This is a genomic window from Nocardia lasii (genome assembly GCF_042658545.1).
Classification (GTDB): domain Bacteria; phylum Actinomycetota; class Actinomycetes; order Mycobacteriales; family Mycobacteriaceae; genus Nocardia; species Nocardia lasii.
Map to the genome: position 1 here is coordinate 330,999 of NZ_JBHSQN010000003.1, position 25,914 is coordinate 356,912.

Consider the following 25,914-nt stretch of genomic DNA (forward strand, 5'->3'; position numbering starts at 1 on the left):
GCTCAGCTGCTCCTTGTCGCGTCGAGGCGCGCGTAGGCGAGCCGGTCGAGTTCGATCAGCGCGGCCGAGGCCAGGGTGAACGCGGTGCCCGGTTGGACATTGACCACCTGCCTGGCCCTGGCCAGCTGTCCCTCGACGCCGTCGAGGGTGATGCGGTTGGCCGAAGTGTCGGCGATGCTGACATTGAGCATCTCCTGATTGAGCAGGTGCTCGGCCTCGTTGAGCAGTTCCACCGCGCGCCCGACCATCGCCGGGGAGCGCAACGGCACCTCGCGGAAGGTGCGATCGGCGGTCACCAGGCATTCGATCACCCGCTCGGTCATGTACCAGGACGGCCGCACCTCGTCGGAGGTGGAACCGCCGAACACCGCGCCGGGCACGTCCCACAGGCCCGCGGCGGTGCCGTCGGTGATCATCCGCCGGTCCAGGTGATCCATCACCTCCTTGGCCAGCTCCATGAGCCGGTCACGGGCGGGGATGGTGTTCGACAGGCGCGCGGCCTGCAAGCTGCGCTTGAGCAGCACGGGGGCGAAGTCGGAGGCGATCCACGCCAATCGTGTTCCGCCGTCGACGTTCTCGCTGCCGTGCAGGCTGATCCGCACGCCGGGGTGGTGCAGGGCGGCGGCCGGGTCGTCCATGGTCGGCCGTCGCACGATCCGGCCGCGTCGGGCGAGTTCGTCGAAGATGCCGATCGCGCGGGTCAGGTCGTCATCGGAGGCCGTGCGCGCCACCAGTTCCTGGATCAGCACCGCCGAGACGAGCAGGCTGAAGTAGTCCGATTCCTCGCCGTCGGTGGTGCGCCACGGAATGTCCTCGAGCGGCCAGGTTCCGGTGCCGAATCGCGCGACGGTGGCCCAGTAGCGCTGGGTGATGTCCCAGCGCACGCGCAACGCCTCGGCCAGGCGGTACTGGGTGTCGTCGAGCAGGTCGAGGTCCCTGGTGCGCTGGGAGAGCACGTCGTTGATGCCGTCGAGGGCGACGATGGTGAAGTACAGGTACGGGCGCGGATCGGCGTAGCCGACGCCGGTGCCGAGCTCGGGGGCCACGTAGTCGACCTCGTCGGCGCCCGCCACCACGCCCCAGCTCCACCCGCATTCGAACAGCAGGTCCTCGTCGTCGAGTTCGGATTCGGCGGTGTGGCCCAGCGAGACGTCGTCGCGCAGTCTGGCCCGCACGCGTTCGAGGCTGCGGGCCACCGAGTCGGCGACCACCCGGTCGGGTTGGCCCGACTGGTTGAGCATGCCGATCAGCACCTCACCCTCGGGCGAACGCGCCGACATGGTGTTGACCACGAAGCTGCGCACCAGCCCGGTCATGGCCGCGGTCAACCGGGCGCTCATCCCCTCGTTCAGCACGGCGATGCGGGCGCTGATGTCCTTGCGCCGTTCGGTGCGCGCCCAGCGGTCGAAGACCCGGGCGAAGCCGAGCGCGGCGATGCACAGGGTCACCGACATCGAGTAGCCGTCGACCACTTCCAGTCGCTGCTGCGCGGGGGTGGGCGGGTGGTCACCGCGCAGGTAGCTGCCCGCGTCGAAGCGGGGCAGGCCGACCTCGTCGGTGTTGCGTTCGAGGTATTCCTCGAGCAGGCCGAGCACGGTGATCCCGATCCTGGTCTGCCCGCCGAAGGCCTCGAGTACCGCCATGACGTCGTCGGACATCGCCTCCGGGCGGTCCAGTGCGAAGCTCTCGATCTCGGTGGCCGGATACAGCAGGCACAGCAGCTGTTCGGAGTCGCTGATCGAATTGGCGGCGAGCACGCCGTCCCAGTGCCACTTCTCGTCCCGGTAGCAGGCCGAGAGCATGGCGCCCCAGATGTCCAGGATCTGTTGTCTCGGCTGGATTCTCACCCGCAGCAGTCCTCACCACTCGTGACGAGCCGCGCTGGTTCCCCCGGTCCGGCGCAGGACACATGGCGGCGATGCCCGACGAACATAGCACGGGACTACCTCGAGAAAGGTTGAGTCCCAATGCCTTTGGTCAGGCAGCGACTAGAGCGAGAGACGGACCATATCGGCGGTGCGGGCCAGGCCGGGGAAGGCTTCCGGGGTGGAGCGGGGGTGGAGCGCGTGGACCGCTAGTCGGAAGATCAAGGCGCGCAACAACATCTGCGGCCATTCCGGCAGCGTGGACCAGCGGTCGAGCAGACCGTCGTCACCGCCACCCCACGCCAGCGCGTCGACGACCACCACACCGGCGGCCCAGACGGCGGGGCGCCAGTAGGGGGTGATGTCGGTCAGGCCGGGGGTGTGGGCGCCGGTGAACAGGACGGTGCCGAACAGGTCGCCGTGCACGAGCTGGTCGGGGCTGCGCACGGGTTTGCGCAGGGTGGAGAGCTGGCCGATCAGTTCCAGGGAACGCTGACCGTCGGGGGTCGTGGCGATCGGGGCGCCGCCCGCGCGCAACGTCCGCAGCGGGATCGATTCCCAGGCGGCACGATCGGCCGCGACGAACACGTCCACGTCCACCCAGGGCGCGACCGGCGGCTGAACCAGGAAGCGGGGCCGATCCAGTTCGGCGGTGGCCTTGTGCAGGCGCAGCGACACCGAGACGACTTCGTCGTGGCGCGGCTCGGGCGCACCGTCGACATAGGTGTCGGCCCGCCACCCGGACACCACATACCGGCCGTCGGTGGCCCGCACCGGACGGGCCACCCGCAGCCCGTCGACGGCGAGGTGTTCGCGGATCTTGGCCGACCACGCGGCCCGCGCGTGATCGGCCACGGGGCTGAGCACCACATCACCCATGCGCCAGCCACCGTCCCAGTCACCGAGCGGGACCGGTGTCACTTCGCGAAGCCCGAATGTGGCTCGCACATGCTCGGGAGGTTCGACTGAGGTCACGGGCCGTACCGTAACCCCGCGATCACCGATGACGGCCCGAGGCACGCTGTGACTGTCCACTTCGCGACCTCACCGCAATCTACGGCGCGCGCGGATCAGTAGATCGGCAGCGACGGGTCGACCTGCTTGGCCCACGCGACCACGCCGCCCTGCAGATGCGTGGCGTCGGCGAACCCGGCCCGCTTGAGCGCGGCCAACGCCTCGGCCGAGCGGATGCCGGTCTTGCAGTGCAGCACGATCGGCTTGTGCTGGGGCAGTTCGGCCAGCGCCTCACCGGACAGGATGCGGTCCTTGGGGATCAGCGTCGCGCCCGCGATGTGGACGATGTCCCACTCCACCGGTTCGCGCACGTCGATCAGTTCGACCTTGTCCGCGTCGAGCAGGTCCTTGAGCTCGGCGGCGGTGACGGTCGACCCGGCCGCGGCGGCCATGCCCTCCTCCGACACCACCCCGCAGAACGCGTCGTAGTCGATCAGTTCGGTGATCGGCTGACGCTGCGGGTCGCGACGCAGCTTGATGGTGCGGTAGTTCATGTCGAGTGCGTCGTAAACCATCAGGCGGCCCAGCAGTGTCTCGCCGATGCCGGTGATGAGCTTGATCGCCTCGGTCACCATGATCGACCCGATCGAGGCGCACAGCACGCCCAGCACGCCGCCCTCGGCGCAGGACGGGACCATGCCCGGCGGCGGGGCCTCCGGGTACAGGTCGCGGTAGTTGATGCCGCGACCGTCGGGGGCGTCCTCCCAGAACACCGACACCTGACCCTCGAAGCGGTAGATCGAGCCCCACACATAGGGCTTGCCCGCGAGCACGGCGGCGTCGTTGACCAGGTAGCGGGTGGCGAAGTTGTCGGTGCCGTCGACGATCAGGTCGTACTCGGCGAACAGTTCGACCGCGTTCTCGGGTTCGAGGCGGATCTTGTGCAGGTTGACCGTGAGCCCGGAGTTGATCTCCAGGATGGAATCGCGCGCACTGTCGGCCTTGGGGCGACCGATATCGGATTCGCCGTGGATGATCTGGCGCTGCAGGTTGGACGCGTCGACCTCGTCGAACTCGACGATGCCGAGCGTGCCGACCCCGGCCGCGGCCAGGTACAGCAGGGCGGGCGAGCCGAGGCCGCCCGCGCCGATCACGAGCACCTTGGCGTTCTTCAACCGCTTCTGACCGTCGACGCCCAGATCGGGGATGATCAGGTGCCTGCTGTAGCGGGCGATCTCGTCCTTGGTCAGTTCCGCCGCCGGCTCTACGAGCGGCGGCAACGTCCCATGGGAAGTCACGTAGGAACTCCTGTGTTCATTGGCGGCTGGCGCCGCAAACCGATGGTCGTTCTGCTGACTACAACCAGACCCGCCGCGCTGTTCTTCCCGCCCATGGTCCCGCATGGGCCACGCCACTACCCGCGCGGGTAGGGCCAGGGGTTGAACCGGCAGCTCTTGCCGTCGGCGGGGACCACACCGTGCGGGTCGAGCGCGGCGATGTCGTTGTTGTCGGTGCCGAAGGTCTGCTGCATCATCACCGGGGCCAGGCCGCCGTCGTTCTCGCACGGCTGGTGGCCGTGGTAGCCGATGGCGTGGCCGACCTCGTGGTTGATCTGGTACTGCCGGTAGGAGCCGATGTCGCCGTCGAAGGCCAGCGCTCCGCGCACCCAGCGGACCTCCGAGAGCACCACGCGGTCGAGGTCGGCGTTGTAGCAGGAGGAGTCGATCGGGATCTCGAAGCCGCACGAGGCGCGGGTGGTGTCGCGGGAGGTGAGCGAGAGGCGGAAGTCGACCGGGCCCGCGTCCACCCGCTGGAAACCGAACTTGGGGTCGTTGGTCCAGCTCTTCGGGTTGGCCAGGGTGGTCTCCACCATCTTCGCCACGGCGATGTCGCCGCCGAACGGGGTGGTGTCGATCCCGTCCTCGACCTCGACGGTGTAGCGGAACACGCGTTCACGGCCGAGCCCGACCTGCGCGGTGGTGCCGGGCACGATATGCCAGGTCCCCGCGGCCCGTTCGACGAACTCGCCGCCCTCCGGCAGCGCGCCCAACGGCAGATTCGCCGGGAACTTCCCGTCGCCGGGCGGTGCGCCGATGATGCCCGACTGGGCCACCTTCGGACTCAGCGTGCCGAAGCCGGGATCCAGCGGCGCGGTCAGCGGACCGGTGCGCACCGCGTCCACGACCACGATCGCGGTGATGGCCAACAGCACCGGCAGCGCGTAGGCCCGCCACCCGTAGGCGGAGACGAATCGACCCAGCGCGCTCTGCTTCTTGGCGTCGCGCTGCGGGCTGCGTGGGCGCCCGTTGTCGCTGTCGGTGGGGTCCCAGCGGGCACGGAGGGGCTGGCGAGAGCGGTCCGCGGGCTGATACAGCCCGAGCGGGTCATAGACCTGCACTTCCCGACCCTGCGGCGCCGAGGAGTCGGCACCGGATTCGGAGGGTTGCGTGGGACGAGCGACATCGCGCCCGCCGCCGGGATGGTCGTCCGCGCGGTCGGTCACCGCACCAGATTCTCACAGTGGGCAAATCGACCGTGCGGGCGGTGCGAGGTAGTTCCCCCGGTTACGGCCCGGCGAACTCCCGGGCCTGGTAGGACATTTCCAGGGCGAGACGCAGGGTGAACACGTTGCGAGTATCGTTCTTGGGATACCCGAGGCCCACATCGGCGGCCGCGGGAAACGACTAAGAGAGCAGAGATGACTGACCTCGTGGACCGCATGCCCTCGCGCCGATCGGTGCCGGAGACGGTCCCGGCCAAGCGCGGCACCCGCCTGCCCCGTGACGAACGCCGCCAGCAGCTCCTGCTCGCCGCCAGCGAGGTCTTCGTCCAGCGCGGGTACCACTCGGCCGGTATGGACGAGATCTCCCAGGTGGCCGGCGTCAGCAAGCCGGTGCTGTACCAACACTTCGCCAGCAAGCTCGAGCTGTACCTGGCGGTGCTGCAGAACTACGTCGACATCCTGGTGTCGAGCGTGCGCCAGGCGCTGCGCTCCACCACCGACAACAAGCAGCGCGTGCGCGCCGCCGTCGCCGCCTACTTCGATTTCGTCGACAACGAGATGCAGGGCTTCCGCCTGGTCTTCGAGTCCGACCTCACCAGCGAACCGCAGGTCCAGCGCCGCGTAGAACAGGCCACCGAGGCCTGCGTCGACGCGGTCTTCGACCTGGTAGCCCACGACTCGGGCCTCGACCCCTACCGCGCCCGCATCCTGGCCGTGAGTCTCGTTGGCGCCAGCCAGTTCTCGGCCCGCTACTGGCTCGAAGCCGACCGCCCCGTCCCCAAGGACGAAGCCGTCGACACCACCGTCTCCCTCGCCTGGGGCGGCCTCAAGCACGTGCCGATCCGCCTCTCCGGGGATTCTGCCGACAGCTGAGAGCCGCACCACGTTCCCGATCGGTGCTGCGGTATCGCGCGGGTCACGTTCTGGGCGTACCCGGCGAGTTACCCATGTTCGTATGGAATCAGTTGTCGCGTACCGGGAGCGACAGCGGCCGCGTCGGCTGAGTCTGGCTGTTCACATGCCCGGCAACCCGGCGTCCGCCGCGCCCTGATGCTTTCCACAGCGACCCCCGCCGGTGGCGACGCCGCAGCGCTTGCCCTTGGCATTCAGCGCACCACATTGCAGCGCGGGATCGTGCAGGTGGCACAGGCCGGACGGGTTGGCCCCGATCCCGCAGGGCGCACCCCTTCTGGTGACCGCACCGCACGAACCGGATGACGGGGTACCCGCCGCGGGTTTCGGCGTCTTCGGGCGGTCGTTGCGGGGCGCGCGGCCCGGCTGCTCCGCGGAGCCTCCCGCTTCGACGGAACCGCGGACAGCGAGGCGGTCGGCGTGTTCGTTGCCGGGATCTCCGGCGTGGCCTTTGACCCAGCGCCATTCCACGTCGTGCTCGGCGCATACGGCGACGAGTTCGCGCCACAGATCGGCGTTCTTCACCGGTGCGCGCGCGGAGGTCATCCAGCCGTTGCGCTGCCAGCCGTGCACCCATTTGGTGATGCCGTCGCGCACGTAGGTGCTGTCGGTGTAGATGATCACCGTCGAGCGGCGTTTCAGTGCCCGCAGCGCTCGCAGCGGGGCGGTGAGTTCCATCCGGTTGTTGGTGGTGGGCCCGGGGTCGGAGCCGTAGAGCTCCTTCTCGTGCTCGCCGTGACGCAGGACGGCGCCCCATCCGCCGGGGCCGGGGTTCGGGCTGCACGCCCCGTCGGTGTAGATCACCACATCCACCGCACGAGGATAACGCCCGTGCGAAATCCGTTGGCGCGACGGCAGAGAGAACTGTGCCCCGTCATCGCGGTCGATGACGGGGCACAGTCGACGCTCGGGTATTACACCGTGGCGAAGCCCACGCGGCCGGTGGCCGGGGAACCGATCTCCACGTAGGCGACCTTCGCGGCCTGGATCAGGAACTTGCGACCCTTCTCGTCGGTGAGCGACACGACGCCGGCGGAGCCACTCAGCGCATCGGAAACCAGCGCCTCGATCTCGTCAGGGGTCTGCGCACTGTTGATGACGAGCTCTCGCGGGCTATCCGAAATACCGATCTTGACCTCCACGGCCAACCTCCGAACGTAAGAGTCCTGTGTTGTCGACTCCCAGGTTAGTGCAGGGGTCCGAAGCCGGTGTGAGAGCCGCCTGCGCTGTGAGCGAACGAGATCACGCGGGCTCGATCAGTTCGATCTCCAATTCGATCTTCACGGTGTCCGACAGCATGCCCGGCATGGGAACGCCGACGCCGAAGTCGGAGCGCTTGATGGCGCCGGTGGCGGAGAAGCCGGCGTGGCGGGTGCCGTCGGCGAAGTCGGCGACGCCGCCCCATTCGACGTCGAGGGTCAGCTGCTTGGTGATGTCGCCGAGGGTGGCCTCACCGGTGACGGTGAAGGTCTCCGCGACCCGAACCGGTTGGGTCGCACGGAAACTCAGGGTCGGGCGGTTGGCGACGTCGAGGAAGTCGGCCTGGCGGATGTGGGCGTCGCGGTCGGGGTTGGCGGTGTCGAAGGAGTCGAGGTCGATGGTGGCGCCGAGGGTGGCCGCGCCGGTCTCGTCGACGACGAACTCGGTCTCGAACCGGGTGAACCCGCCGCGCACCTTCGCGATGCCGAGGTGGCGCACGGTGAACGAGACCGAGGAGTGGGCGGCGTCGAGCGCCCAGGATCCGGCCGCGAGCTGCTGGGTCTGTGTCGAGGAAGTCATGACTCCACCCTGACCGGACCGCGGTCCGTTAGCCAGACCGCGACTATCCTGGTCCTGGCAGGGCGTGGCTGGCAGCGGCCGCGACGGGCACTATCGAAGCATGGCAGGCGAGGACATGACGGATCGGACAGCGGCTCGTTCGGCGTTCGCGGAACTGCTCATCGCGCGCCGGGCCGAACTGACCCCCGACGAGGTCGGCCTACCCGGCGGCGGCAGGCGACGCACGCCCGGCCTGCGGCGCGAGGAGGTCGCGGTGCTGGCCGGGGTGAGCGCGGACTACCTGGCCCGCCTCGAACAGGGCCGCGACACCAATCCGTCGATGTCGGTCGTGGACGCCCTGGCAGGCGCCCTGCGTTTCAACGACACCGAACGCGCCCATTTCGGGTGGCTCGCACTGACCAGCAGTTGCGAAGCACGCTGCCCCAGTACGGCTTTCGACCCCGAACTCGATCGGGTCCCCGCTGCCATCCGCGGCGTCCTCGACTCACTCACCCCCACCCCCGCCTTCGCGCTGGGCCCCCGCGCCAACGTCCTCGCCTGGAACAGCGCGTGGGCCGACCTGGCCACCCCACTGGGCCTGCTCGACAACCCCGACCAGGTCAACCTGGCCGTCTGGACCTTCCGCCACCCCCTGGCCCGCACCACCGTCACCGACTGGCCCCAGTTCGCCGACCACCTCGCCGACCAACTGGCCCGCACCCGCCTACGCCGCCCCGACGACGAACGCGTAGCCGACGTCATCACCACCCTGCTCACCGAACCCGAATTCGCCCACCGCTGGCAACCCCACCGCCTGGCCGAAGACACCCCCACCCTCCTCGGCTTCGAACACCCCACCCGAGGCACCCTCACCTACACCGTCCAAACCCTCGCCGCCGAAAAAGACCAACAGGTAGTAATCTGGCTCCCCCGCGAAACCGCCGCCCGCACAACGGAATTGCGCCTGATCCACCACCGCGCCTCGGGCGAGTAGTCCGCGCGAGGTCGAGGCAGAAACAGCACGGACCGCTGCGCACGTGAATTCTCACGTGGGCAGCGGTCCGTGGTTGCGCGATGGCGCCGGAGTGACGACTCAGGCGTCGACGGTGGCCGTGGACTCGGCGGTGGCGGAGTCGGCGGGCTTGCGGCGACGGCGGCGGCGGGCCGGTTTGGGCTGGTCGTCGCCTTCGGCGGGGGCCTGCTCGGGTGCGTCGGTCGAGGCCTCGGTGGCGCCCGATTCGCCGTTCTCGGCGGGCTTGCGGCGGCGTGAACGCCTGCGGCGGGCGGGCTTGTCGCCGTCGGCCGTGTCGTCGGAGGTTTCCACCGTGTCGGTGGTCGACTCCGCACCCTCGGTGATCGGGGTGCCCGCGCGGGTGCGACGGCGGCTGCGGGTGGACTTGGGGCGCTCGGTGCGCTCCTCGACCACGGCGTCCTCGTCCCGGGCGGGGGCCTTCTTGCGGATCACGCCGGTGATGCCCTCGGGGATGCCGAGGTCGCTGTAGAGGTGCGGCGAGCGCGAGTAGGTCTCGGCGGGGTCGGACATGTTCAGTCCGAGCGCCTTGTTGATCGACTCCCAGCGGTGCAGCTCGTCCCAGTCGATGAGGGTGATCGCGACACCCGTGCGGCCCGCGCGACCGGTGCGGCCGATGCGGTGCACGTAGGTCTTCTCGTCCTCGGGGCACTGGTAGTTGATGACGTGGGTGACGTCGTCGATGTCGATACCGCGCGCGGCCACATCGGTGGCGACGAGCACGTCGATGCCGCCCTTGCGGAACTTGGTCAGCGCCTTCTCCCGGGCGATCTGGCCGAGGTCGCCGTGCACGGCGCCGACATTGAACCCGCGCTCGGCGAGATCGTCGGCCACCTTCTGCGCGGTGCGCTTGGTGCGGGTGAAGATCATCGTCGCGCCACGCGACTCGGCCTGCAACACGCGCGCGACCAGTTCGGCCTTGTCCATCGCGTGGGCGCGGTAGACGAACTGCTCGGTGCGGTCGTGCACCGCGGAGTCGTTGGCCAGCTCGGCGCGGATGTGCGTCGGCTTGGTCAGGAAGGTGCGGGCCAGGGTGATGATCGGGCCCGGCATGGTGGCCGAGAACAGCATCGTCTGACGCTTGTCGGGCACCATCGACAGGATGCGCTCGATATCGGGCAGGAAGCCGAGGTCGAGCATCTCGTCGGCTTCGTCGAGGACGAGCACGCCGATCTTGCCGAGGATGAGGTGGTTCTGGTTGGCCAGGTCCAGCAGGCGTCCCGGGGTGCCGACGACCACGTCGACGCCGTCGCGCAGGGCGGCGATCTGGGTGTCGTAGGGGCGCCCACCGTAGATGGCGGCGACCTTGAGCGGGCCCTTGTGGTTGGTCAGGTACTTGCTCGCGTTCTCCAGGTCCTTGCTGACCTGGATGCACAGCTCACGGGTGGGCACGATGACCAGCGCGCGGGGGGTGCCGTCGAGCGGGGTGGTGCCGGTGTCGGCGGTGGCGACGCGGTGCAGCAGCGGCACGCCGAACCCGAAGGTCTTGCCCATGCCGGTGCGGGCCTGGCCGATGAGATCCTCGCCGGCCAGCGCCAGCGGCAGGGTGAGTTCCTGAATCGCGAAGGTGCGTTCGATCCCGATCTCGCCGAGCGCGCGCACGATTTCTTCGCGCACGCCCAATTCGGCGAAACTCGGCGGGATATGAGTGGTGTCCAGTTCGGCCGTCAGGAGTGTGTCGGCCACGCCGGGTTCCTGTTCGACAGTGATCTTGCTCAGTGTTCGTGCCTTCCTCGTCATTGCATCTCGCACGCACGAGGTGGGGCGGGCCGGTCGGCCCGCGACGACCACATATCCGCCTGTGATATTCACCGGGCCTGCGCCGGATAACCATCGCCGACCAGGGGTTATAGGTGGTCGGTCCGACGGTGTCATCGGCGCGGCGCTGCGGTGATGCGGATCCGTTGCGCGCACATTTTCTGCGACATTGCTGTCTGCGGACTACGCCTCGGTCCGCCTGCGGGTTATGCCCACGGCGACGAAACTAGCGTTGTCCATGGAGATTGTAGCGTGATAATGTGCGCAATCCGAATTTCGACGTGGCTCGATGTCACCCGAAATCCGCTGCGCCGGACAAATGCCTGCGCACGGGCGGTGTCGCGCAGCACAATTCATGATCGGCGATTTCTCCAGCCCGGCCGGGGTGTAATCGAGCTCACTGGGAACCGGCGGTACCGGATGTGAGACATTTCTAGGTGTGAGCATCACCGACACCGTCACCACTGCCGCGCGCAACGCGTGGGCGCTGAGCTTCGGCGCGGGCATCGAGCCCGTCGACCCGGCGCCCTCGACCGTGCTGTGGGATGAGCCGCACCGCCTGCTGCGTCGCTACGACACCGAATTCCAGTCCGCCGCAAGCGATTCCGCTGTGCTATTGGTGCCGCCGTTGGCCGCTCCCGCCACCTGCTTCGACCTGCGTCGCGATCAGAGTCTGGCCCGCTACCTGGTGGAGACCGGCCGCTCGCCCTACCTGGTCGACTACGGCGAGATCTCCTTCGCCGACCGCCGGATGGGCTTCGAGGACTGGGTCACCGACATCCTGCCCGAGGCGATTCTGCGGGTGAGCGCCGATCGCGGCGGGGTGCCGGTGGATCTGATCGGCTGGTCGGTCGGTGGCATGTTCTCGTTGCTCACCGCCGCCGCCAACCCCGAATTGCCGATCCGTTCGGTCACCGGCGTCGGCCCGCCGCTGGACTACGACAAGATGCTGGGCATCCCGCAGTTGCGCGCGGTCGCCAAGTTGACCGGCGGCCGGGCCTCGACCGCGCTGGTCCGCGCCGTCGGCGGCATTCCCGCGCCGCTGACCAAGCTCGGCTACCGGCTCGCCGCCTACGACCGCGAACTGGCGCGTCCGCGCTTCATCGCCCGCAACATCACCAACACCGAGACCCTGGCCAAGATGGAATCGATCGACCGTTTCCAGGCCGCCATGCCCGGTTACCCCGGCCGTTTCTACAACCAGCTGTGGGGTCGGATGATGCTGGCCAACGACATCGGCAAGGGCAAGCTCGAACTCGCCGATCGCACCATCGAGCTCGCCGACGTGCGGGTGCCGGTGCTGCTGATCGGCGGCAAGTCCGACGTGATCACGCCCAAGGCCGCCGTCGAGGCGGGTTTGCGCACGCTGTCGGGTTCGCCGTCGGTCACCTACGAGGTCGTGCCGGGCAGCCACCTCGGCATTCTCACCGGACCCGAGGCCCGCGAGACCACCTGGGCGCACCTGGACAAATTCCTGGCCGAACGCGACTGACCGTCGATCAGGACTAGAGTTGACAGTCATGGGAGCCCAGACCTCTGCGCCGGAATTCTTCACCACCACGCCGCTCGCCGCGGACCACCCGGGAGTGACCGAGCTGTTCGCGGTCCTCGCCTACGGTGAGCTCTCCGCGTTCTATCGGCTCGCCGAGGAGGCCAAGCAGGCGCCGTCGTTGCGTGGGCGGATCGGGGTCGCCAAGATGGCCGCCGCCGAACTCGCGCACTTCGAGACCCTCGAGGCGGCGCTCACCGAGCGCGGCGCCGACGCCGAGGCCGCGATGGCCCAGTACCAGGGCGCGCTGGACTCCTACCACGCCTCCACCGACCCCTCGACCTGGCTCGAGTCGATGGTGAAGTTCTACGTCGCCGACGGTTTGGCCGCCGACTTCTACACCGAGATCGCCGGCGCCCTGCCCGCGGAGGTCTCCGACGTGGTCCGTGACGTCCTCGCCGAGACCGGCCACTCCCAGTTCGTCGTCGACGAGGTCCGCAGCGCCGTCGCCGCCAGCCGCTCCGAACGCGACCGCCTCACCCTCTGGGGCCGCCGCCTGCTCGGCGAGGCCATCACCCAGGCCCAGTTCGTCATGGCCCAGCGCGACGAACTCGCCGAACTCGTCCTCGCCGCCACCGGCGACCTCAACGGCATCGCCACCCTCTTCGACCGCATGCAGGAACGCCACGCCGCCCGCATGGCCGAACTGGGCCTCTGACCTCGACTTTCACCAGGAAACCGGCTCGTTCTCCGCACTGAACGGGCCGGATTCCAGCAGTCGATACGACAGCAGCCGATCGACCGCGCGCTCGTCACCCAGCTCGGGACGCAGTGCCGGGTGCTCGTGATAGAAGCGCAGGAGTTGAAAGGTCGCGGCGGCGCCGACCGAGAACCGTTCGGCGTAGACCGCCCGCCGCACATTCCGCTGCCCGCGCGGTCGCCGGACCTCCACCCGGATCACCGCACCCGCCAGCGTCGACTGCCCCACCTCCACGCTCCGCACATCCACCCAGCGAATCCTGCGCTGCAGGAACATCGGGCCGGGCAGGATCAGCAGTCGCGGGGTGAGGGTGAGCGAGCGGGTTCGCCGCGTCCCGGCGTGGACCGCGATGGCCCCACCCGCCCACACCGCCACCGGCAGACCGAAGATCGTCGGCGTACATGTCCCACCGTGCCCCCATCCCCACCATCTATTCCGTAGCACCCGACGCACTCTCGCGAGGCCGGTACGCCGCCCGGATCGATGGTAGTCGCTGCCGGGCACACCGCCCCAGCCGTGCCGTCCGGTCGCCGGTTACATACACTCGCCCTCGTGCTCGCACCCGAACGGCGGACGCGCGCCGACATCGTCGTAGCCGGAGTCATCGCCGCCACCCTGGTTGTGGCGGCGTTCGTTATCTGGGCCAGGGCCGATGCGACCGGGACCGATTCGGTCACCGCCGCGACGCCGGCCGCCACCATCACCGCGGCTACCGAGCTGCCCACCTCGCTGCAGGAGAAGTGGCATGCGGCCGATTCGTCGAGTCGGCGGGCGTTGACCTCGGGGAATGTGGTGGTGACCGGGGATTCGGGGACGGTCAGTGGGCGGGATCCGGTGACCGGGAATCAGCTGTGGTGGTATCGACGGGATATGCCGTTGTGCGCGGTGGAGTCGCAGTACGGGACCGTGATCGCCACCTTCCGGGATCAGCGTGGGTGCAGTCAGTCGGTGATGCTCGAGGCCGATACGGGGCAGCGGCGGGTGGCCAGGACCAGCTATATGGACGACGAGATCCGGGTCTCCGGGGACGGCACGTATCTGCTGGCGCTCGGGCCGCAGCGGCTCGAGGTGTGGCGTTCGGATCTGGTGCGCACGCTCGAGTACGGGTACGTGGATGCCCCGGTGAATCCGAACACGCAGCCGCGCAAGGGATGTGAGTTGCGGTCGGCGGCGTCGAGTTCGTCGCGGCTGGCGGTGCTGGAGCGGTGTCCCGGCGACGCCACCAACCGGTTGACGGTCCTCAACCCGGCCCCGAAGGAGTCGACGGCCCCGGAGGAACACGGTTCGCGGGTGCTCACCTCGCCGGGCGCGGAGTCCGGTGCGGTGCGGGTGATCGCGGTGTCGGACAACAAGATCGCCGTCTACTACCCGCCGACCGAACCCACCGCCACCGAACCCGGCCTGCCCGCCCGGCTGATCGTGCACGACGGCACCGGCAACGAGCTCGCGACCTACCCGCTCCCCGGCGAATGGGACAACCGCGCCACGGTGACCCGACTCGGTTCGGCCATCTACGCCTTCACCGGCACCAGCCTGATCGCGTTGAGCGCCAACACCTTGGAACCGGCCTGGACCGTGCCCGGCGCGCTGGGCACCCCGGCGCTGATGGCGGGCAGGCTGCTGGTCCCGGTCGCGACGGGCCTGGCGGCGGTGGACAGCGGCAACGGCTCGACCGTCGCGCAGATTCCCGTGCAGCGCACCGACTATCAGGGCGACACCATCTCCACCGCCGTCCTCGGCGAGACCGTGTTCGAGCGACGCGGCGGCCAGCTCTACGCGCTCGACTGAGACCGCACTGCCATGATGGACCCATGTCCACACCCGACGCCCGTCTGGTCCTGCTGCGCCACGGGGAAACCGAGTGGTCGAGCCGGCGCAAGCACACCAGTTTCACCGACCTGCCCCTGACCGAACTGGGCCGGGCGCAGGCCCTCGACGCCGGGCTGGTGCTGCGCTCGCTCGAGCTGCGCGATCCGCTCTGCTTCACCAGTCCGCGCCTGCGGGCCCGCCAGACCGCCGAGTTGGCGGGCCTGTCCCCCGTCGAGGTCGACGACGATCTGGTCGAGTGGAACTACGGGCAGTACGAGGGCATCACAACCGCCCAGATCCGCGAGACCGTGCCGGGGTGGACGGTGTGGACCGCGCCCGTGCCCGGCGGTGAGACGGCCGAGCAGGTGGGCGCGCGGGCCGACCGGGTGCTGGCCGGGGTCGAGCCGGAACTGCCGCGTCGCGATGTGGTGCTGGTCGGGCACGGGCACTTCTCGCGCGTGCTGATCGCGCGCTGGGCGGAGTTCGCGGTGCGGGAGGGTCGCCGATTCGCGATGTCGACCGGCGCGGTCAGCGTGCTCGGCTTCGACCACGACGCGCACACCATCTGGGGCCACAATCTGACCGTCCGCACCGAGCCCGCCGAAGGAGCCGCCCGATGAGTGTCCGCCGCGCCACCCCCGCCGATGTGCCCGCGCTGGTCGGGCTCGTGCACGACCTGGCCGAGTACGAGAAGGCGCCCGCCGAGTGCACGCTGACCGTCGAGCAGTTGCGCTCTTCGCTGTTCGGCCCCGCTCCCGCGCTCTTCGCGCATGTCGCCGAGCACGAGGGTCGGGTGGTGGGTTGCGCGATCTGGTTCCTCAACTACTCGACCTGGGACGGCGTGCACGGGATCTGGCTCGAGGACCTCTACGTGCGCCCGGAGGCACGGGGCACCGGCCTTGGCCGCGCGCTGATCGCCGCACTGGCCGCCGAGGCCGTCGAGCACGGCTACAGCCGGGTGGCGTGGTCGGTTCTCACCTGGAACACCCCGTCGATCGCGTTCTACGAGTCCCTCGGCGCCGCCCGGCAGGACGAGTGGGTCGGCTACCGACTCTCGGGCCCCGAACTGACCGCCATGGCGCTGAACTGACCTTCATGCGGATCGAGTTGCCGTATGAGTGGCCGCGCACACCCGAGCAGGCCGTCGCCCTCCAGGACGAACTCCACCCGCTCGTCTCCACGGAAAACCTTGTGCCGCCGCCATTTTCGACAGCGGCCGGAATTGATTCGGCCTATGCCGAAGACGGCACTGTCGCGACCGCCGCCGTAATTCTCGACATGGTGACGATGGAAACGCGGGAATCCGTCGTCGCTCATAGCAATTCGCAATTTCCTTATGTGCCGGGACTTCTCGCGTTCCGCGAACTTCCCGCCACGGTCGCCGCATTGGAGAAACTCACTGCCACACCGGATCTGCTGGTGTGCGATGCACAGGGTCGCGCGCATCCGCGTCGATTCGGACTGGCGTGTCATGTCGGATTGCTCACCGGAATTCCGACGATCGGGGTCGCCAAATCGGTGTGGGGTGATTACGCCGAACCCGGTCCGAGTCGGGGTGCGGGCAGCGATGTCACGATCGACGGCGAGGTCGTCGGACGCGCGCTGCGCACCCGTGACGAGGTCAAACCGCTGTTCGTCTCGGTCGGCCACCACATCGACCTCGACACCGCGTGCGCGCAGGTCCTTGCCCTCACGCAGGGGTTCCGACAGCCCGAGACCACCCGCCGCGCCGACCGCCTGTGCCGGGAAGCTTTACGCGCGGTGACCGGCTGATCAGGAATTCCGCCGTATTCCCGCCCTGACAGCCGATAGTGCTCCGAATCACTTTCGACGCCGTCTGTGCCCGGCAGCTATCAGTACTTGTCTTCTCCGGGAATCTCGCCATAGTCCTGGGCCATGAACTGGCTGGTCGCCGGGGCGAACAACGTGCCGAGACCGGCCACCGCCACGATCCCCACCACGGTGCCCCACAGCGGCTGATGCGAGTCGGTCAGCAACGACCAGGCGACCGGCAGCAACAGCACGTTCGCGATCACGGCGATGGCCCGTCCCCAGCGTTTGCCACGCAGCAACCCGACCCCCGCGGCGAGCACGCCACCGAACAGCACGCCGAACCACAGCGCCGTCCCGACCCCGCTGGCCTCGGACTGGTCGTGCCCGGTCAGCGCCCGCACGATCAGCACGATCGCGATCACCACGCCGACGAGTCCCTCGAACGAGACGAGCCCGCCGGCGACCCGCACCGTCATCGGGATGCCGGTCGACCCCTGGTCGTCGCTCGCGCGCTGTTCATCGCCTGTCACGTCCTGCTCTGCCACGTACCCCAGCCTACGACGAAGCGTCGTGGTCGCGGCGGGCGCCGGTTGTTCGCCGGTGCGCACTAGGCTCGACCCGGTGCGGACGCTGCTCATTGTCAACCCCAATGCCACCTCGACGACCCCGGCCACCCGGGATCTGCTCGCCCACGCGTTGGAGAGCCGAACGCAGCTGACCGTTGCGCACACCCAGCATCGCGGTCACGCCGCCGAACTGGCCCAGTGGGCATCGACGCAGGAAATGGACCTGATCGTCGTGCACGGTGGCGATGGGACGGTCAACGAGACCATCAACGGCTTCCTGCCGCTGCCCCAGGTCGGCGACGACCAGGTGTGGCGCCCGCGCCTCGGCATCATCCCCGGCGGCTCGGCCAACGTGTTCGCGCGCGCCCTCGGCATCTCCCCCGACCCGGTGACCGCGACCAACCAGCTCATCGACCTGCTGGCCAGAGACGCCGACCGCCGCATCGGCCTCGGCCTGGCCGACGACCGCTGGTTCACCTTCAGCGCCGGCGTCGGCCTGGACGCCGATGTGTGCGAGGCCATCGACGCCGCCCGCGCCAAGGGCCGCAAGGCGACTCCCGCGCGCTATCTGCGCACCACGGTGCGCCAGTTCTTCCGGGCCAGGCGCCAGGATCCGCGCGTCACTGTCCAGACCCCAGGACGAGATCCCGTAGAGGAGGTCTATTACGCCTTCGTCACGAATTCGAGTCCGTGGACCTACCTGGAGGATCGTCCGGTTCGTACCAATCCCACGACGACCTTCGAATCGGGCCTCGGGGTGTTCGCGACGAAGTCGATGAGCGTGACCCGCACCCTGCTGCTTGCTCGACAGTTGCTGGCGGAGAACGGAAACCCCAAGTCACCGATACTTTTCCGAGCCGACGACGTCCCGTCGGTGCGCGTGGAGACCGACTCGGAGATCGGCCTGCAAATCGACGGCGACTTCATCGGAAAACGCAAGATGGTGCATTTCACATCTGTACCCAGCGTCTTGGACGTGGTGGCTCCCAAGCCCTCCTGAGTCCGCTGACACGAAGAAAAATCTCCCGGTTGGGGTGCGAAAACCCCCGGACGCGAGTACAAAGGACCGGGCAGGTCCCCCATGCGGGGACCTAGAGCGTGATCTCCCCCACGGTGCGCCGGAGACCTATTGACATCTACGGTGATCGTGAAAGCATTCACAAGCAACCGTGCGGAAACATTCGAGTCGCACAAGTGAACGATCCACTAACTAAGGCGCCCTTTGTGGCGCCCTCGCAAAGGAGCAGAGGAATGGACTGGCGCCACAAGGCCATCTGTCGCGATGAGGACCCTGAACTGTTCTTCCCGGTGGGTAACAGTGGTCCTGCGCTCGCGCAGATTGCCGATGCCAAGCTGGTCTGCGCCCGCTGCCCCGTCACCGCCGATTGCCTGTCGTGGGCCCTGAAGTCCGGTCAGGATGCCGGCGTGTGGGGTGGAATGAGCGAAGACGAGCGTCGCGCGCTCAAGCGTCGCAACGCGCGCACCCGTACGCGTACCTCCGTCTAGTAGACGGCTTCGGCGTTGCCGGGCCATCAGCCCCCGGCCCGGTAACGCTTGTGTGAGAGCCCGGCACCTGACAGGTGCCGGGTTTATTGTTGCCCCACAGCGGAATTCAGTGTCCGACGCGCGAATCTCAGCGTCCGGCACGGCGTCCGAGCGGCACCCGCAGCACCGCGTCGGTGCCCACATCGGCGCCCGGGTGCAACCCGATCGAACCACCCAGTTCCGAGGTCACCAGGGTGCGAACGATCTGCAGCCCCAACCGATCCGAGCTCTCCAGGCTGAACCCGTTCGGCAGTCCACGCCCGTCGTCGCTGATGATCACGTCGAGCCAGCGGGCCGAACGTTCCGAGCGAATCGTCACGGTGCCGTTCTCGCCCGCGTCGAAGGCGTGCTCGATGGCGTTCTGCACCAACTCGGTCAGCACCATCACCAGCGGAGTCGCGCGCTCGGCGGAGAACACCCCCAGCGAACCCGCGCGACGCACCTTGATCCGCGCGGTGTGCACGGTGGCCACATCGGCCATGATCGGCAGCAGCCGGTCGATGACCTCGTCGAGGTCGACTTCCTCGTCCACCGACATCGACAGCATCTCGTGCACCGAGGCGATCGAGGTGACCCGGCGCACCGATTCCGTCAGCGCCACTTGGGCTTCCGGGTTCTCCGTGCGGCGGGCCTGCAGCCGCAGCAGCGCGGCCACGGTCTGCAGGTTGTTCTTCACCCGGTGGTGGATCTCGCGGATCGTGGCGTCCTTGCTCAGCAGCGCGCGGTCGCGCCGCTTCACTTCGGTGACATCGCGCACCAGCACCGCGGGCCCGGCCAGTTCGCCGCCGGGGCGCAGCACCAGCGTGCGCAGCAGCACCGTCGCCCCGCGCGCCTCGACCTCCATCCGACGTCCGGTGCGCCCGGCCAGGGCGGCCTGGATATCGGCCACCACCTCCTGGGCGTCGAACGGGTCGGTGATCAGCGAGCGGGTGGTCACCGCGAGGTCCTGGCCGACCAGGTCGGCCTGCATCCCCATCCGGTGATAGGCCGACAGCGCGTTCGGGCTCGCGTAGACGACGGTGCCGTCGGTGTCGAGCCGGATGAAACCGTCACCGGCGCGCGGGCTGGAATGGGTGGCCGCGCGGTCCTCCGGGGTCGGGAAGCTGCCGTCGGCGATCATCTGGCACAGGTCGTCGGCGCACGAGACGTAGGCCGTCTCGAGCGTGCTGCGCACCCGCGAGCGCGCCAGATCGGAATCGCGGCTCAGCACGGCGATCACGTCGTCGCCGCAGCGCACCGGAATGGCCTCGCGCACCGCGTGGACGGGGCTGGGGTGGTAGACCCCACTCACCTCGACCTCGGTGTCGGTGCGCACGGTGTTGCCGGTGAGCAGGGCGTCGAAGACCTGGGGGAAGTCCGCGCGCGAGGCGGTGGTGTCGACCTTGTCGTCGAGGTGCACCGTCGGCGCGGTGGTGGGCCGGATCTGGGCGACGCACACCACATCGGCGCCGTTGTCGACCGGGCCCGCCCCCACCCACAGCAGCAGATCCGAGAACGACAGGTCGGCGAGCAACTGCCAGTCGCCCACCACCCGCTGTAGATGGTCCACGGCGATGCCGGGGAGGTCGGTGTGTTCGGCCAGGAGCTCGCTCAGTGTTGCCACGCTGGATCTACCGCTTCGTTTCTTCGGATCTACGCGATGGTGGCGATGAGGTCGCCCGCCTGCAGTACCTGGCCGGGACTCACGTCGACCGAGGTGAGTACACCTTCGACCTCGGTCAGCACCGGGATCTCCATCTTCATCGATTCGAGCAGCACCAGTGTCTGGTCCACCTGGACGTGTTCGCCCACGCTGACCTCGACAGCGAGCACGGTCGAGACCATCTCCGCGCGCACTTCTTCAGGCATGGCACCCCGTTCCTAGTCGTGCGGCCACCCCGTCGACGGCGGTGGCCGGTATCCGCCGAAGATACAGCCAACCACACATGAAACAATGGCTCTCGACCAGTCGAAGAAGGGAGCTACCCCATGGGTAAGCGTGGACGTAAGAAGCGCAGCCGTAAGGGCAACGCCGCAAACCACGGCAAGCGTCCTAACGCTTGAGTCGTGCCACGGCACAGACACAACAGCACGCCCTCGAACGAGAGCGTGCTGTTGTCGTCTTCGGGGGCTGATCAGCCCTCGGTGGTCTCGATCCTGGTGACGGTGATCGAGCGGGAGATCTCGAGCTTCAACCGGTCACGCAGGCCCTCGGGCGCGTGCTCGCCACCGCACTTGCGGCTGAGCAGGCCCTTGATCTTCTCCTCGATGCCGTAGGCCTCGATGCAGGGGCTGCAGTGGTCCATGTGTTCCTGGAGGCGTTCACGGGTGGCGCTGTCGCACTCGTTGTCGAGCATGAGCCACACATCCGCGAGGACCGCGGTGCAGTCCATGTCCAGATCCGGATCGTCACTCACTTCGAAACCTCCTGGCGTTCCCCACGGTCGAATCCACGTTCGCGCGCCACGTCGGCGAGCAGGCCCTTGAGCTGCTTGCGACCGCGGTGCAGCCGAGACATCACGGTACCGATGGGGGTGCCCATGATGTCGGCGATTTCCTTGTACGGGAAGCCCTCGACATCGGCGTAGTACACCGCCATCCGGAATTCCTCGGGCAGCTGCTGCAGCGCGGACTTGATCTCGTCGTCGGGCAGGGCGTCCAGTGCCTCCACCTCGGCCGAGCGCAGACCCACCGAGGAGTGTTCGGCGGTGGCCGCCAGCTGCCAGTCGGTGATCTCGTCGGTCGGGTACTGCGCGGGCTGGCGCTGCTTCTTGCGGTAGGAGTTGATGTAGGTGTTGGTCAGGATCCGGTACAGCCAGGCACGCAGATTGGTGCCCTCGCGGAAGGACTTGAATCCCTGGAACGCCTTCACGAACGTCTCCTGCACCAGGTCCTCGGCGTCGGCCGGGTTCCTGGTCATGCGCAGCGCGGCGCCGTAGAGCTGGTCGATCATCGGGAGCGCGTCGCGCTCGAACCGGGCCGCCAGCTCGGCTTCGTCGACTTCCGCGCCGGACTGCGCAGGCACCACGTCGTCGTCGCTCGTCACACCAATCCCTTCGATCGCCGTAGTCACCGAATCTACCGGCACGGCGGAATCGAGAGGCACTCGCGCACCCTGTGGCAGAAGAGGACGCTCCTCGAGCAGCAGTGTCACTATCTCTCCTCTCCCTGTCGTGGCGTGTCAACTGTGTGCAACAGGGGGCCGGGCACCGGTGTTCCCGGACCGTGGGAAAAGTGGTTGCCGACCCGGGCGTGGTGGCCGTTAGGGTCGGGCGCATGTCGACTCCCGCGATCAAGGCACTCGGCGATATCGCGCACCGGGTGCACGCCTACGCCCACGACCCGCGCGCGGAGTCCTATGGCGACGAGGCGGTCGACGCGCTCGGCGCCGAGCTGGGTGTGGTGGCCGAGCAGATCTTCAAGACGTTGGTGATCGAACTGTCGACGGGCGCGCTGGCGGTCGCGGTGCTGCCGGTGCCCGCGCGGTTGTCGTTGAAGGCGGCGGCCGCGGCGCTGGGTGCGCCGAAGGCGAGCATGGCCGACAAGACCAAGGCCCAACGCACCACCGGCTACGTCCTGGGCGGAGTGTCGCCGCTGGGCCAGCGCAAGAAGCTGCCCACGGTGATCGACGCCTCGGCGCTGGAATGGGATCGGGTGCTGTGCAGCGCGGGCAAGCGCGGGCTGGAGATCGAGGTGGCGCCGGCGGATCTGGTGCGCGCGTGCGGGGCCGTGACCGCCGAGATCACCGGCTGAGTCCATCCGATCCGCGCGCGGCTCCGAATTCCCTGCGACGCATTCCGCGCCCGGTACGACCGATTCGACCCGAGGATGTGATGCGAAGATGTCCGCTCGCTCGACGATCGCCGCCCTGTCCGGCGCCGTGCTGATCTCGCTCGGCGCTCCCGTCGCCGTCGCGGCGCCCCAGATCATTCCGCCGTCGCAGGCCGAACCCGGCGACTATCCGCTCAACGGTCCCGGCACCGCCCCGCGCACCGGACCCGGCGTCGACGATCAGGCCGACAAGGCCGAGCGCTTCGGCGGCGGGCTGGCCACCGAGTTGATCGATCTGGCCACCGGGATCATCAAGTGCGGTCTGAACCTGGCCACCGATACGGTGCCCTGCCCGCTCTGAGCTCCCGGTCCGGGCGAACCGGGTGGCCGGGTGTGGGCGGTCCCGGTACGGTCGGGTGGGGTAACGCACGGTGGCCTCGGCCTGCTGCGGTTGTAGTCAAGCCTATACTTTGTGAACGTCAACACAGTATGGCAGCAGAAGAGGTTGGTGAGAGAGCTGTCCACGTTCCCCCTCAGCGGTGCGACTCGGTTGTCGTGGCTCGACGTTCTCCCCTGGCTCGACGAACACCGCTCCGGCCCACCGCTTCTCGGCGAGGGTGAACTCACCGCCAATGCCTGGATGTCGACCTCGGCGAACGGCTCGGTGCCCGCCGAGCACCTCGGCGAGGTGTGTCGGCGCCTGGCCACCGTGTTCGCCCGCGACCACCGCGACCTGCCGCTGGCCACCGCCTTCCCGTACGCGCCGCGTCCCGGCGCCGACGATCGGTCGGGACTCTCGGATCGGATCTCGGCGCTGCTGCGAACCGCGGGCGTGACCGATCTGGGCGCGCTCACCGTCACCGATCTGGGCGGGCTGCGCGGGGTCGGTCCGGCTTCGGTCGCCGAGATCGTGGCGGCCCTGATCCGCGCGAGCGCCACCGTCGAGGCCGAGGATTCGCACGCCGCGGCGGAGTTCGACGAGCTGGTCGCCGCCCTCGGCGAGCGCGACCGCTACCTGCTGACCGCCCGCATCCTCACCGACCAGCGCACCACCCTCGCCGATTGTGGTGCGGCACTGGGCATTTCCCGCGAGCGGGTGAACCAGCTCGACAATCGACTGCGCGATCGCGTGCACGCCGGGTTCCATTCCTCGCCGCACCTGCGCGCCGCCGCCGACCGGCTCGCCGACGCCGCGCATCCGGTCGCGGCCCTCGACCGCTTGATCGCCGCCCGGCCCGAGCTGGCCACCCCGGTCGGCGAGACGCAGGCCCCGCTGTGGTTCGTGCTGGCCCGGCTCGACGGCCGTTTCGACGTGATCGACGGCTGGGTCGTGGTCGAGACCATGGACAGCGCCCGCAACCGGGTCCGCGCGGTGCTGGCCCGGCTCGCCAGCGACGAGGGCCTGGTGAGCCTGCCGGTCGTGGCCGCCGAACTCGACCTGCCCGAGGCCGAGACGGCGACCTGGCTGCGCTACGCCGGCTACCGGGTGCTCGACGGTCACGTGCTGGTGCGTTCGACCTCGGTGCACGACAACATCGCCGCGGTGCTCGCCCTGTCCGGGGAACCGATGACGATCGACGACATCCACGCCGCGATCGTGCCGACGCGGTCGCTGTCGAGCGTGCGCAACGCGATGGTCGCCGACGACCGGTTCGTCAAAACCGACCGGGCGCGCTGGGCCCTGGCCCGCTGGGGCGCCTCGCGCTATGTGCCGATCCACCGGCAGATCGGCGAGGTGCTCGACGCCACCGGCGGCAGCATCGGGATCGAGGAGTTGGTGGCGCGACTCACCGGGGCCTTCGATGTCAAAGAGTTCAGCGTGCGCACCTATGCCGCGTCCGGTGAGTACATGACCGTGGACGGAAAGGTGTCCCGCCGCAAGCAGACTCAGCGCGCGCGCAAGTCGCCCGGCAAGACCCGTCACCTCTACCGCGACGGCGCGGTGCTGCGCCTGCGCACGACGATCGTCGCACCGCACATGAAGGGTTCGGCGTTCAATCTGCCTGCGGCACTGGCGGGTCTGGTCGGCGCGGGCCCCAACAGGTCGGTGGAGTTGACCAGCAGGCTGGGTCCGCAGTCGATCCTGTGGGTGGCGGTGCAGGCCCGCTCGGGCACCATCAAACGGTTCATCGACGATCTCGGGCTGGTGCCGGGCGAGGAGGTGTTCCTCGAATTCGCTCCCGAGGCCACCGATCGACCGCAGTTCGATGTCGTGCGCGCCGCGTCGGACGCCGAGGGTAGTGCGCCGCGTCGGGTGCTGGCGGCGACCGGCGATCCGAGGGCCGCCGCGCTCGACGAAAAGGACCTCACACCGGCACTGGCCCAGGCACTGTGGTTGCCCGCCGACGCCGACACCGCGACTGTCGCCGCCACCTTGCGCGCCCGCAAAGAGGACGCGCTGGCCGACCTGCTCGAGTCCGCCTGATCCTCGCTCAGTCGCTGTCCCGAGTGGCACACGCCGAGGCCCGTCGCCCCGAACGCGCCGGACGTGATCGGGCGGCGTCACTGCCACCGCGCGGTCGACACAGCGGCGCTTCGGCAACCGGGACAGCGGGCGTGGGAGCTTCGGGCGAAAGGGCAAGTACCCGAACCGCACTCGGCACTCCGAGCCCGGCGGCGCGCAGGGCGCACAGTGCCTCCGACGAGCACGCCAGCACCGTGGCATCGTCCTCGCCCAACTGCTCGGCGACCAGCACCGGATCCACCCCCGAGTAGCGGCGCAGCGACAGACACGCGCCCGCCCGCACGGCCGCGAGCACAGCGGTGATGGCGGCGCGTTCGGTGAGCGGCGCGGTGACCGCGACGACGTCCTCGGCCGTGATCGGCAGGTCGGCGCACAGTTCACCGGCGGCCGCGGCCAATGTCGTGCTGCCCACGGTCATGGCACCGGCGCTGCCGGGCAGGCAGAACGCGAAGCCGCCCTCGCGATGGGAGGGTGCCACCCGCTGGGAGCGCCACAGCCGGATCAGGGTGTAGTCGTCGGCGACCGTCACCACGCTGGCGCCGGTGGCGACCGGGTCCTCGGCGAGTTCCTCGACGAGGTCACCGTCGCCGACGTGCCCGATCAGGTGGTCGGCGCCGGTGGCGTGCAGGGTGCGCACGGCGTGCTCGACCGGGCCGAAGATGTCCAGCGGCACCGCGACCGCGCCGAGGTGTTCCACCGCGAGCAGGGTGAGCAGCGATTCGTAGCCGGAGCCGATGTAGACCGCGACCCGCTGACCGGCCCGCACGCCCGCGGCGTCGAGTTCGGCCGCGAAGAGCCCGACAGCTTCCCACAGCGTCGCGTAGTCGTGCAGGCAGTCGCCGTCGAGCACCGCGACCCGATCCGCGAACACCGACGCCGTCGACTCGACGGACCAGGACACATCCGAAATGCGCATACCCGCACCCTCCCAACATCCATTGCCTACGGCAACGAGTTCCGCGGCATCGCCATCCTGTC

General features: G+C 68.9%; 28 protein-coding genes and 1 pseudogene. 14 read left to right on the top strand and 15 right to left on the bottom strand.

Annotation, left to right across the window (positions count from 1 at the left end):
* Window positions 1-2: 2 nt before the first annotated feature.
* From ACFP3H_RS09340 to ACFP3H_RS09355, 4 genes are all read right to left on the bottom strand, one after another.
* Window positions 3-1,847, bottom strand: coding sequence for an SCO2524 family protein (locus ACFP3H_RS09340; RefSeq protein WP_378602522.1), 1,845 nt, complete (start codon window positions 1,845-1,847; stop codon window positions 3-5).
* Between the two features lie 141 nt (window positions 1,848-1,988).
* On the bottom strand, window positions 1,989-2,840 hold the full coding sequence (locus ACFP3H_RS09345; RefSeq protein ID WP_378602525.1) for a TIGR02569 family protein: 852 nt from the start codon (window positions 2,838-2,840) through the stop codon (window positions 1,989-1,991).
* Window positions 2,841-2,935: 95 nt separating this feature from the next.
* On the bottom strand, window positions 2,936-4,117 hold the full coding sequence (gene moeZ / locus ACFP3H_RS09350) for an adenylyltransferase/sulfurtransferase MoeZ (protein WP_378602528.1): 1,182 nt from the start codon (window positions 4,115-4,117) through the stop codon (window positions 2,936-2,938).
* A 116-nt stretch (window positions 4,118-4,233) separates the two neighbouring features.
* Window positions 4,234-5,322 carry a DUF3152 domain-containing protein gene (locus ACFP3H_RS09355; protein WP_378602531.1) on the bottom strand — a complete coding sequence of 363 codons (1,089 nt, stop codon included), beginning with the start codon at window positions 5,320-5,322 and terminating at the stop codon, window positions 4,234-4,236.
* Window positions 5,323-5,517: 195 nt separating this feature from the next.
* Here ACFP3H_RS09355 and ACFP3H_RS09360 point away from each other — a divergent pair, with 195 nt between their 5' ends.
* Window positions 5,518-6,195, top strand: a complete 678-nt coding sequence (locus ACFP3H_RS09360; RefSeq protein ID WP_378602534.1) for a TetR/AcrR family transcriptional regulator — start codon at window positions 5,518-5,520, stop codon at window positions 6,193-6,195.
* 417 nt (window positions 6,196-6,612) lie between these two features.
* On the opposite strand, the pseudogene rnhA reads toward ACFP3H_RS09360, so the two are convergent.
* From rnhA to ACFP3H_RS09375, 3 genes and pseudogenes are all read right to left on the bottom strand, one after another.
* Window positions 6,613-7,041, bottom strand: a pseudogene (gene rnhA / locus ACFP3H_RS09365) (ribonuclease HI); the annotation flags it as partial.
* A 107-nt stretch (window positions 7,042-7,148) separates the two neighbouring features.
* Window positions 7,149-7,376 (bottom strand): DUF3107 domain-containing protein, encoded by a 228-nt coding sequence (locus ACFP3H_RS09370; RefSeq protein WP_378602537.1) that lies wholly within the window; start codon window positions 7,374-7,376, stop codon window positions 7,149-7,151.
* Between the two features lie 100 nt (window positions 7,377-7,476).
* Window positions 7,477-8,013, bottom strand: coding sequence for a YceI family protein (locus ACFP3H_RS09375; RefSeq protein WP_378602540.1), 537 nt, complete (start codon window positions 8,011-8,013; stop codon window positions 7,477-7,479).
* A gap of 100 nt (window positions 8,014-8,113) precedes the next feature.
* Here ACFP3H_RS09375 and ACFP3H_RS09380 point away from each other — a divergent pair, with 100 nt between their 5' ends.
* Window positions 8,114-8,986 (top strand): helix-turn-helix transcriptional regulator, encoded by an 873-nt coding sequence (locus ACFP3H_RS09380; RefSeq protein ID WP_378602543.1) that lies wholly within the window; start codon window positions 8,114-8,116, stop codon window positions 8,984-8,986.
* Between the two features lie 99 nt (window positions 8,987-9,085).
* Here ACFP3H_RS09380 and ACFP3H_RS09385 read toward each other — a convergent pair whose 3' ends face one another.
* Window positions 9,086-10,762, bottom strand: a complete 1,677-nt coding sequence (locus ACFP3H_RS09385; protein WP_378602546.1) for a DEAD/DEAH box helicase — start codon at window positions 10,760-10,762, stop codon at window positions 9,086-9,088.
* Between the two features lie 457 nt (window positions 10,763-11,219).
* On the opposite strand from ACFP3H_RS09385, the gene ACFP3H_RS09390 reads away from it, so the two are divergent.
* Both ACFP3H_RS09390 and ACFP3H_RS09395 read left to right on the top strand, forming a co-directional pair.
* Window positions 11,220-12,272: an alpha/beta fold hydrolase gene (locus tag ACFP3H_RS09390; protein ID WP_378602548.1), complete on the top strand. Its 1,053-nt coding sequence runs from the start codon at window positions 11,220-11,222 to the stop codon at window positions 12,270-12,272.
* Window positions 12,273-12,300: 28 nt separating this feature from the next.
* Complete coding sequence (locus ACFP3H_RS09395) at window positions 12,301-12,987, top strand: ferritin-like fold-containing protein (RefSeq protein WP_378602551.1); 687 nt, start codon at window positions 12,301-12,303, stop codon at window positions 12,985-12,987.
* A 9-nt stretch (window positions 12,988-12,996) separates the two neighbouring features.
* Here the strand turns inward: ACFP3H_RS09395 and ACFP3H_RS09400 are convergent, their stop codons facing one another.
* Entirely contained in the window at window positions 12,997-13,404 is a 408-nt protein-coding gene (locus tag ACFP3H_RS09400; RefSeq protein WP_378602554.1) for a hypothetical protein, read from the bottom strand.
* A 177-nt stretch (window positions 13,405-13,581) separates the two neighbouring features.
* Between ACFP3H_RS09400 and ACFP3H_RS09405 the strand changes: the two genes are divergently transcribed.
* From ACFP3H_RS09405 to ACFP3H_RS09420, 4 genes are read left to right on the top strand one after another with little or no spacing between them, the layout of a single operon-like run.
* Window positions 13,582-14,817: an Rv3212 family protein gene (locus ACFP3H_RS09405; protein WP_378602557.1), complete on the top strand. Its 1,236-nt coding sequence runs from the start codon at window positions 13,582-13,584 to the stop codon at window positions 14,815-14,817.
* 23 nt (window positions 14,818-14,840) lie between these two features.
* Entirely contained in the window at window positions 14,841-15,458 is a 618-nt protein-coding gene (locus tag ACFP3H_RS09410; RefSeq protein ID WP_378602560.1) for an acid phosphatase, read from the top strand.
* The gene (locus ACFP3H_RS09415) at window positions 15,455-15,928 is read left to right on the top strand and encodes a GNAT family N-acetyltransferase (protein ID WP_378602563.1); all 474 of its coding nucleotides are present in this window, start codon (window positions 15,455-15,457) and stop codon (window positions 15,926-15,928) included. The genes ACFP3H_RS09410 and ACFP3H_RS09415 overlap by 4 nt, the downstream gene beginning before the upstream one ends.
* Window positions 15,929-15,933: 5 nt before the next feature.
* Entirely contained in the window at window positions 15,934-16,611 is a 678-nt protein-coding gene (locus tag ACFP3H_RS09420) for an endonuclease V (RefSeq protein WP_378602566.1), read from the top strand.
* Between the two features lie 80 nt (window positions 16,612-16,691).
* On the opposite strand, the gene ACFP3H_RS09425 is transcribed toward ACFP3H_RS09420, so the two are convergent.
* Complete coding sequence (locus ACFP3H_RS09425; protein WP_378602640.1) at window positions 16,692-17,087, bottom strand: hypothetical protein; 396 nt, start codon at window positions 17,085-17,087, stop codon at window positions 16,692-16,694.
* Window positions 17,088-17,232: 145 nt separating this feature from the next.
* On the opposite strand from ACFP3H_RS09425, the gene ACFP3H_RS09430 reads away from it, so the two are divergent.
* Window positions 17,233-18,177: a diacylglycerol/lipid kinase family protein gene (locus ACFP3H_RS09430; protein WP_378602569.1), complete on the top strand. Its 945-nt coding sequence runs from the start codon at window positions 17,233-17,235 to the stop codon at window positions 18,175-18,177.
* Between the two features lie 251 nt (window positions 18,178-18,428).
* Entirely contained in the window at window positions 18,429-18,683 is a 255-nt protein-coding gene (locus ACFP3H_RS09435) for a WhiB family transcriptional regulator (RefSeq protein ID WP_022567051.1), read from the top strand.
* Between the two features lie 127 nt (window positions 18,684-18,810).
* Here ACFP3H_RS09435 and ACFP3H_RS09440 read toward each other — a convergent pair whose 3' ends face one another.
* Window positions 18,811-20,325, bottom strand: a complete 1,515-nt coding sequence (locus ACFP3H_RS09440; RefSeq protein WP_378602572.1) for a sensor histidine kinase — start codon at window positions 20,323-20,325, stop codon at window positions 18,811-18,813.
* Between the two features lie 29 nt (window positions 20,326-20,354).
* Entirely contained in the window at window positions 20,355-20,570 is a 216-nt protein-coding gene (locus tag ACFP3H_RS09445) for a biotin/lipoyl-binding carrier protein (RefSeq protein WP_378602575.1), read from the bottom strand.
* Window positions 20,571-20,690: 120 nt separating this feature from the next.
* Here ACFP3H_RS09445 and ACFP3H_RS09450 point away from each other — a divergent pair, with 120 nt between their 5' ends.
* Complete coding sequence (locus ACFP3H_RS09450) at window positions 20,691-20,765, top strand: 50S ribosomal protein bL37 (protein ID WP_022597109.1); 75 nt, start codon at window positions 20,691-20,693, stop codon at window positions 20,763-20,765.
* Between the two features lie 71 nt (window positions 20,766-20,836).
* Here the strand turns inward: ACFP3H_RS09450 and rsrA are convergent, their stop codons facing one another.
* Window positions 20,837-21,094, bottom strand: coding sequence for a mycothiol system anti-sigma-R factor (rsrA, locus tag ACFP3H_RS09455; RefSeq protein WP_378602643.1), 258 nt, complete (start codon window positions 21,092-21,094; stop codon window positions 20,837-20,839).
* 20 nt (window positions 21,095-21,114) lie between these two features.
* On the bottom strand, window positions 21,115-21,825 hold the full coding sequence (locus tag ACFP3H_RS09460; RefSeq protein WP_378602646.1) for a sigma-70 family RNA polymerase sigma factor: 711 nt from the start codon (window positions 21,823-21,825) through the stop codon (window positions 21,115-21,117).
* 152 nt (window positions 21,826-21,977) lie between these two features.
* Here ACFP3H_RS09460 and ACFP3H_RS09465 point away from each other — a divergent pair, with 152 nt between their 5' ends.
* The 3 genes from ACFP3H_RS09465 to ACFP3H_RS09475 all read left to right on the top strand — a co-directional run bounded on the left by ACFP3H_RS09465 (window position 21,978) and on the right by ACFP3H_RS09475 (window position 24,897).
* A complete protein-coding gene (locus ACFP3H_RS09465; RefSeq protein ID WP_378602578.1) occupies window positions 21,978-22,454 on the top strand; it encodes an aminoacyl-tRNA deacylase in 477 nt (158 codons plus the stop codon).
* Between the two features lie 88 nt (window positions 22,455-22,542).
* The gene (locus ACFP3H_RS09470) at window positions 22,543-22,833 is read left to right on the top strand and encodes a hypothetical protein (RefSeq protein WP_378602581.1); all 291 of its coding nucleotides are present in this window, start codon (window positions 22,543-22,545) and stop codon (window positions 22,831-22,833) included.
* A 147-nt stretch (window positions 22,834-22,980) separates the two neighbouring features.
* Window positions 22,981-24,897 (top strand): sigma factor-like helix-turn-helix DNA-binding protein, encoded by a 1,917-nt coding sequence (locus tag ACFP3H_RS09475; protein WP_378602584.1) that lies wholly within the window; start codon window positions 22,981-22,983, stop codon window positions 24,895-24,897.
* Window positions 24,898-24,904: 7 nt separating this feature from the next.
* Here ACFP3H_RS09475 and ACFP3H_RS09480 read toward each other — a convergent pair whose 3' ends face one another.
* Window positions 24,905-25,852, bottom strand: coding sequence for an AMP-binding protein (locus tag ACFP3H_RS09480; RefSeq protein WP_378602587.1), 948 nt, complete (start codon window positions 25,850-25,852; stop codon window positions 24,905-24,907).
* Window positions 25,853-25,914 lie beyond the last annotated feature (62 nt).

Bases quoted from the DNA above. Each gene is read 5' to 3' on its own strand.
- ACFP3H_RS09395 (WP_378602551.1), top strand. From the start codon at position 12,301: ATGGGAGCCCAGACCTCTGCGCCGGAATTCTTCACCACCACGCCGCTC.
- ACFP3H_RS09465 (WP_378602578.1), top strand. From the start codon at position 21,978: ATGTCGACTCCCGCGATCAAGGCACTCGGCGATATCGCGCACCGGGTG.
- ACFP3H_RS09410 (WP_378602560.1), top strand. From the start codon at position 14,841: ATGTCCACACCCGACGCCCGTCTGGTCCTGCTGCGCCACGGGGAAACC.
- ACFP3H_RS09425 (WP_378602640.1), bottom strand. From the start codon at position 17,087: ATGACGGTGCGGGTCGCCGGCGGGCTCGTCTCGTTCGAGGGACTCGTC.
- ACFP3H_RS09375 (WP_378602540.1), bottom strand. From the start codon at position 8,013: ATGACTTCCTCGACACAGACCCAGCAGCTCGCGGCCGGATCCTGGGCG.
- ACFP3H_RS09420 (WP_378602566.1), top strand. From the start codon at position 15,934: ATGCGGATCGAGTTGCCGTATGAGTGGCCGCGCACACCCGAGCAGGCC.
- ACFP3H_RS09380 (WP_378602543.1), top strand. From the start codon at position 8,114: ATGGCAGGCGAGGACATGACGGATCGGACAGCGGCTCGTTCGGCGTTC.
- ACFP3H_RS09445 (WP_378602575.1), bottom strand. From the start codon at position 20,570: ATGCCTGAAGAAGTGCGCGCGGAGATGGTCTCGACCGTGCTCGCTGTC.
- ACFP3H_RS09385 (WP_378602546.1), bottom strand. From the start codon at position 10,762: ATGACGAGGAAGGCACGAACACTGAGCAAGATCACTGTCGAACAGGAA.
- ACFP3H_RS09415 (WP_378602563.1), top strand. From the start codon at position 15,455: ATGAGTGTCCGCCGCGCCACCCCCGCCGATGTGCCCGCGCTGGTCGGG.
- ACFP3H_RS09470 (WP_378602581.1), top strand. From the start codon at position 22,543: ATGTCCGCTCGCTCGACGATCGCCGCCCTGTCCGGCGCCGTGCTGATC.
- ACFP3H_RS09480 (WP_378602587.1), bottom strand. From the start codon at position 25,852: ATGCGCATTTCGGATGTGTCCTGGTCCGTCGAGTCGACGGCGTCGGTG.
- ACFP3H_RS09435 (WP_022567051.1), top strand. From the start codon at position 18,429: ATGGACTGGCGCCACAAGGCCATCTGTCGCGATGAGGACCCTGAACTG.
- rsrA (WP_378602643.1), bottom strand. From the start codon at position 21,094: ATGGACTGCACCGCGGTCCTCGCGGATGTGTGGCTCATGCTCGACAAC.
- ACFP3H_RS09360 (WP_378602534.1), top strand. From the start codon at position 5,518: ATGACTGACCTCGTGGACCGCATGCCCTCGCGCCGATCGGTGCCGGAG.